Source organism: Aeromonas sp. HMWF015 (assembly GCF_963878965.1).
In the GTDB taxonomy this organism is placed as follows: Bacteria; Pseudomonadota; Gammaproteobacteria; order Enterobacterales; family Aeromonadaceae; genus Aeromonas; species Aeromonas veronii.
In genome coordinates this window covers 1-6,264 of the sequence record NZ_CAWNZT010000221.1, presented here as the reverse complement: position 1 = coordinate 6,264, position 6,264 = coordinate 1, and the positions used below count along the sequence as shown (strand labels likewise).

The window sequence follows — 6,264 nt, the reverse complement described above, 5'->3', positions numbered from 1 at the left end:
GAGCAGAGCCGGAAAATATGTGCGCTTGCGCACGATAGTTACCTTAAGCCGCCAAAACCCCATATTTTGTTCACAATTCGAACAGCATGAAAAAGGCACCCGAAGGTGCCTTGTCTCGCCTATTTGGCTTCCGCCAGCAGGGCCCGCGCTATGGTGCGCATCCCCAGGGTATTGGCCCCCGGCGCCCAGAGGGCATCGCCGTTGTCACTGAAGCAGGCGGCCAGATCGATATGCAACCAGCCCATCACTTCGTTGGCAACGAAACGGGAGAGGAAACCCGCAGCGTTGGAGGCGCCACCCGGCCCGCCCCCCTTCACCGGACGGCTGTTGGCCGTGTCGGCGTAATGGGAGGGGCACTGCTGGCGGTGCCAGGGCTCCAGCGGCAGCGGCCAGGCAGGCTCATGCTCGGCATCGGCATAGGTCATGGCCCGGCTTACCAGCCCTTTATCGAGGCCAAACAGGGCATTGTAGCGCCCACCCAGCGCCATCACAGCAGCGCCAGTCAGAGTTGCGGCATCGATGATCAGCGGTGCGCCGGACTCGCTCGCCAGTTGCAAGCCATCGGCCAGTACCAGCCGCCCCTCGGCATCGGTATTCACAATCTCGACCGTGGTACCGTTCTTGTAGGTGAGGATGTCGCCCAGCTTATAGGCGTGGCCGGAAACCAGGTTCTCGGCGCAGCAGAGGATCAGCTTCACCCGCTTGTCGAGCCCGCGCAGCATGGCAAGCGCCAGCGCACCGGTGACAATCGCCGCGCCCCCCATGTCGCACTTCATGGTGAGCATCCCCTCGGAGCTTTTCATGGAGTAGCCGCCGGAGTCAAAGGTGATCCCCTTGCCCACCAGCGCCGCCGCCACCTGCGCCTTGGGGTCACGCCCCGGGTTGAAGTCGAGCTCTAGCAATACCGGTTCGCGCGCACTGCCGCGACCCACCTGATAGAGGCCGACCCAGCCCGCCTGTTGCAGCGCTTCGCCTTTCAAAATGCGATGACTTACCTTGTCCGGCGCCAGCTCGGTAATAAAGGAGGCCGCTTCCACCGCCAGCTCCAGCGGGCCCAACTGCTCCGGGGTGGCATTGGTCATCTCGCGCACCCAGCGGCCGCAGAGCCAACGCGCTTCCAGCTCCTCTCTGTCCTCTTCCGAGGACATGGCCCACTGCAGTTGCACCTCCGCCTTGGGGGTTTGCAGCCCTTGGGCAAAAGCCCACTGCTGTTCACGCTCCCAGTGACCAGCCAGGGTCACTTTCTGGATCCCCTGCTGGCAGAGGCGACGGGCCGCCTGCTGGATATCGAGCAGCGGATTGGTCGTCACCAGATGGACCACCATGCCGTCGGCACGGTGAGAGAGCAGCGCCCCCTCCCCCCACTCGGCCGGTGCAAATTCACGACTCAGCCAGACATTCATGCGGTCACCTCCTGCAGCCAGCGGGCGATGGTACGCAGACCGTGTCCCTTGGCGCCGGTCGCCCAGAGATCATTGCCCGATTTCTGATAAGAGGCTGCCAGATCCAGGTGCACCCAGCCCTTGCACTCATCGCGCACGAAGCGGGAGAGAAACGCAGCAGCTGTGGTGGCACCGGCCGTGCCCTCTGCCGAGGCGACGTTGCCCAGATCGGCAAAGGCCGAGGTGAGCTGGCTGGCATGCCAGGGCTCCAGCGGCAGCGCCCACGCCTGCTCGTTTTCCACCTTGGCGGCGGCCAGCGCACGCTGCTGTTCGGTCTCATCGAGGGCAAACACCGCATTGTAGTCGCGCCCCAGCGCCATCTTGGCGGCGCCGGTCAGGGTGGCTGCGTCAAGGATATAAGCCGCACCGCTGTCGGAGGCCGCCATCAGGCCATCGGCCAGCACCAGACGACCTTCCGCATCGGTGTTCTGGATCTCGACCGAAACCCCATTCTTGTAGGTGAGGATGTCGCCCAGCTTGAAGGCATGGCCGGAGACCAGGTTCTCGGCGCAGCAGAGAATGAGCTTCACCCGCTGGTTCAGACCGCGGCTGATAGCCAGCGCCAGCGCGCCGGTCACCATGGCAGCGCCGCCCATATCGGACTTCATCGGCAGCATGTTGTCAGAGGACTTCATGGAGTAGCCACCGGAATCAAAGGTGATCCCCTTGCCCACCAGCGCCGCCACCACGGGGGCATTGCGATCCCCGGTCGGGTTGTAGTCGAGCTCCAGCAGCACAGGCTCGCGCTCGCTGCCACGGCCAACCGACCAGATCCCGATATGGCCGGACTCGCGCAGCGCTTCACCGGCGGTGATGCGAGCTGTAACCTGATCCCCGGCCAGACCACGAATGAGCAACAGGGCCGATTCCGCCAGACTCATGGGGTAGATCTCTTCCGGACAGCCATTGGTGATATCACGTACCCAGCGAGCCGCCTTGAGCAGCGCATCCAGTTCACGGGCTTCCGCGTCGCTCTGCTGGCCGAAATCCAGTTCACGCGCTCCCTTGGCGGCGTAGAACCCCTGGGCGAACGCGTAGCGACGCTCCAGATCCCAGCCTTCACCGACCAGCGTCACCCGCTTGATCCCGCTCGATTCGAGGCGACGGGCGGCGCGCTGAACGGTGCGCAGAACATCCTTCTCCTGACCGGCGGCACCAAGATGGATCAGTGCCTCGTCGCCATTGAAACTGAGCTGGGCGCCTTCGCCCCAATAAGCGGCCGCAGCCTGGGTGGATAACGCTACCTTCATCATGTCAGCCATCGTGTTTGCTTCCTTTTTACTGGCACTATGTATAAGCACTCTTTATGGGAAAGAGCTTATTGGCAAAGAGAGAATAACGAATACAAAAAAGGCCGTGCCCCCGAGGGTCACGGCCTTCCACCATATCACCGAAGCACCACAGGATGCTGCACGTGCAATTCACTCATGTGTAATTAATGGCGTTCAGAGGCAAGGTTCAGGGTGTACTTGGGCAGTTCCACCACCAGATCCTCATCCGCCAATTTTGCCTGGCAACTAAGACGGGATTCCGGCTCCAGCCCCCACGCCTTGTCCAGCATGTCGTCTTCCAGCTCGTCACTTGGCTCGAGCGAGTCAAAGCCCTCGCGCACCACGCAGTGGCAGGTGGTGCAGGCACAGGATTTCTCGCAGGCATGCTCGATTTCGATACCGTTGCGCAGCGCCACATCCAGAATGGTCTCGCCGCTTTGCCCCTCGAGGGCGGCGCCATCCGGACAGAGTACGGGATGAGGAAGAATGATCAGTTTTGGCATATTACACCTTGTTGACGTTTTGTCCGGTCAGCACCTTGCGGATGGAGGCGTCCATCCGGCGGGCTGCAAACTCGCCACTGACAGCATCGGCTGCCTCAATGGCTTCTTTGATTTGATGGGTTGCGCCGCTGTTGCGCATGGTCAGCAGATGGGCGATGGCGGCATCAATCTCGGCACGCTCGGCAGCATTGAGCAGGGCATCGCCATCGGCGGCCAGCGCCGCATTGAGACTCTCGACCACCCGGTCGGCTTCAACCTGCTGCTCGGCCAGCATGCGGGCATCCATATCCTGCTGGGCATTCTCGATGGAGGCACTCAGCATGTTGAGGATATCCTGCTCCGCCAGCCCGTAAGAGGGCTTGACCTGGATCTCGGCCTGCACGCCGGAGGATTTCTCCATGGCGCTGACCGAGAGCAGACCATCCGCATCCACCTGGAAGGTGACGCGAATATGGGCGGCGCCGGCTGCCATCGGCGGAATACCGGTCAGGGTAAAGCGGGCCAGGGAGCGGCAATCGGCCACCAGCTCGCGTTCACCCTGTACCACGTGAATGGCCATGGCGGTCTGACCATCCTTGAAGGTGGTGAACTCCTGGGCGCGGGCAACCGGGATGGTAGTGTTGCGCGGGATCACCTTCTCGGCGAGGCCACCCATGGTCTCCAGACCCAGCGACAAGGGGATAACGTCCAGCAGCAGCATCTCGGCATCGGGCTTGTTGCCCACCAGAATATCGGCCTGGATGGCGGCGCCAATGGCGACCACCTTGTCAGGATCGATACTGGTCAGCGGCGTACGCTGGAAGAACTCGCCCACCAGTTCACGCACCAGCGGCACCCGGGTGGAGCCACCGACCATCACCACTTCCAGCACTTCAACCTGCTCGAGACCGGCATCGCGCAGGGCGCGGCGACAAGCCAGCAAGGTCCGTTTCACCAGCGGGGTGATGAGTTCATCAAACTGGCTACGGCTCACTGAACCCTGCCAGCCAGCAAAGGTGCACGCCACCTGCTCGGCATCGGTCAGGCCGTGTTTGACGGCAGCGGCCACATCCAGCAGCTCGCGCTGCAGATGGGCATCCAGCTCGCCGGAGAGGCCCGCTTGCTCCTTGATCCAGTCCGCCAGCAGGTGATCAAAATCATCACCGCCGAGGGCGGAATCGCCGCCGGTCGCCATCACTTCAAACACACCGCGGTGCAGACGCAGGATGGATATATCGAAGGTGCCGCCCCCCAGATCGTAAACCGCGATCACCCCTTCCTGACCGGAGTCAAGGCCATAGGCAATCGCGGCCGCGGTCGGCTCGTTGAGCAGACGCAGTACGTGCAGACCGGCCAGACGAGCCGCATCCTTGGTCCCCTGACGCTGGGCATCATCGAAATAGGCGGGCACGGTAATGACCACGCCATCGAGATCGCCCCCGAGTGTCTGGGCGCCACGCTCGGCCAGCTTTTTGAGAATTTCGGCCGATACCTGCACCGGATTGACCAGTCCCTGACGGGTTTGCAGTTGCGGCATGCCATTGTCGGCGGCAACAAACTGGTAAGGCTGCTGGCGGGTATCGATATCGGCCAGCGCCTTGCCCATCATCCGTTTGACCGAGACGATGGTGTTGTGAGGATCGAGCGCCGCTTCGCGCTTGGCATCAATCCCCACTCGAATGGCGTCGCTTTGATAGTGCACCACTGACGGGAGCAGGTCGCGCCCTTGCTCATCGCAAAGGGTATCGGCGTGACCGCTGCGAACCGCAGCGACGAGAGAGTTGGTGGTGCCGAGATCGATGCCGACGGCACGTTTGTGCTGATGAGGAACAGCGCTCTGGCCGGGTTCGGCGATTTGCAGTAATGCCATGGGTAATGAAACTTCCAGCGTTAAAGGATCAAGACTCGAGAAGCGAGTCTTCGAATCGTTCCAGCTCTTCGAGGAGCTTGTCGACAAACTTGAGTTTGCGAACGCAATCAGCGGCAACGAGATCTCTGCCGGCGGCAAGAGACTCGGTCAGCTGCTGCATCAACATCTGGTGATCATGCCTGATCTCGCTGCGAAAATCCTTGATGGCGCGCTCAGGGTCTGCGTCATCTTTCAGATCGGCCAGACGCTCGCGCCACTCCAGCTGCTGCATCAGAAACGCGGTATCTTGCAGAGTCTGCAGTTCACCACGGATATCGGTGCCACGCAGGGAGAGCAGATATTCTGCACGACGCAGCGGCGCCTTGAGGGTGGTGAATGCTTCGTTGATCTGGGCGGCACGTTGCACCGCAGCCAGCTGCTCCCGTTCGGGGGCGGTGGCAAAACGATCAGGATGGAATTGGGTTTGCAGCTGGCGGTAGGTATCAGCCAACTGACGGGTATCGAGCTCAAAGCCTTCAACCAGCCCAAACAGCTCGAAATGATTCATGCAAACCTCTTGGAAACGTTCGCCACTACCTCACTCGCCCCTGGCAAATGAGATGTGGTTGAACGGGTCATGGGCAACCCGCTCAACCACAGACGAAGGATCATTGACGTCAAACATCTCAGACACTGAAGCTTTCGCCGCAACCACACTCGCCTTTGGCGTTGGGATTGTTGAACTGGAAGCCCTCGTTGAGGCCCTCCTTGACGAAATCCAGCTCGGTGCCATCCAGATGGATCAGGCTCTTGGCATCGACAATAATCTTGACGCCCTGCTGCTCGAATACCTGATCCTCATCGGTCAGTTCATCAACGAACTCAAGCACGTAGGCCAGACCGGAGCAGCCGGTGGTTTTGACGCCGAGGCGCAGGCCAATGCCCTTGCCCCGGTTAGCCAGAAAAGAGGAAACCCGTGCCGCGGCGGCATCTGTCATGGTAATAGCCATACTGCTCTCCGGCGCTTAGAGACCTTTCTTCTGCTTGTAATCGGCGATGGCGGCCTTGATGGCGTCCTCAGCCAGAATGGAGCAGTGGATCTTCACCGGTGGCAGGGCCAACTCTTCAGCGATATCTGTGTTCTTGATGCCAGCCGCTTCGTCCAGGGTCTTGCCCTTGACCCATTCGGTCACCAGGGAGCTGGAGGCGATGGCGGAACC

At 61.3% G+C, this 6,264-nt stretch carries 7 protein-coding genes; all 7 read right to left on the bottom strand.

Features of this window, described 5'->3' with window-relative positions; all coding sequences use genetic code 11:
• Positions 1 to 119 precede the first annotated feature (119 nt).
• Positions 120 to 1,403, bottom strand: a complete 1,284-nt coding sequence (pepB, locus tag AACS18_RS12095) for an aminopeptidase PepB (protein ID WP_108612395.1) — start codon at positions 1,401 to 1,403, stop codon at positions 120 to 122.
• On the bottom strand, positions 1,400 to 2,704 hold the full coding sequence (gene pepB / locus AACS18_RS12090; RefSeq protein ID WP_108612394.1) for an aminopeptidase PepB: 1,305 nt from the start codon (positions 2,702 to 2,704) through the stop codon (positions 1,400 to 1,402). The genes pepB (AACS18_RS12095) and pepB (AACS18_RS12090) overlap by 4 nt, the downstream gene beginning before the upstream one ends.
• A gap of 173 nt (positions 2,705 to 2,877) precedes the next feature.
• Positions 2,878 to 3,216, bottom strand: coding sequence for an ISC system 2Fe-2S type ferredoxin (gene fdx / locus AACS18_RS12085; RefSeq protein WP_005333808.1), 339 nt, complete (start codon positions 3,214 to 3,216; stop codon positions 2,878 to 2,880).
• Position 3,217: 1 nt separating this feature from the next.
• Positions 3,218 to 5,065 carry a Fe-S protein assembly chaperone HscA gene (hscA, locus tag AACS18_RS12080; protein ID WP_005351033.1) on the bottom strand — a complete coding sequence of 616 codons (1,848 nt, stop codon included), beginning with the start codon at positions 5,063 to 5,065 and terminating at the stop codon, positions 3,218 to 3,220.
• Positions 5,066 to 5,093: 28 nt separating this feature from the next.
• Positions 5,094 to 5,612 carry a co-chaperone HscB gene (hscB, locus tag AACS18_RS12075; protein ID WP_108612393.1) on the bottom strand — a complete coding sequence of 173 codons (519 nt, stop codon included), beginning with the start codon at positions 5,610 to 5,612 and terminating at the stop codon, positions 5,094 to 5,096.
• Positions 5,613 to 5,730: 118 nt separating this feature from the next.
• Entirely contained in the window at positions 5,731 to 6,054 is a 324-nt protein-coding gene (gene iscA, locus AACS18_RS12070; RefSeq protein ID WP_005333812.1) for an iron-sulfur cluster assembly protein IscA, read from the bottom strand.
• 15 nt (positions 6,055 to 6,069) lie between these two features.
• Positions 6,070 to 6,264: iron-sulfur cluster assembly scaffold protein (locus AACS18_RS12065; protein WP_181363271.1), on the bottom strand; the 195-nt coding region annotated here is incomplete at its 5' end.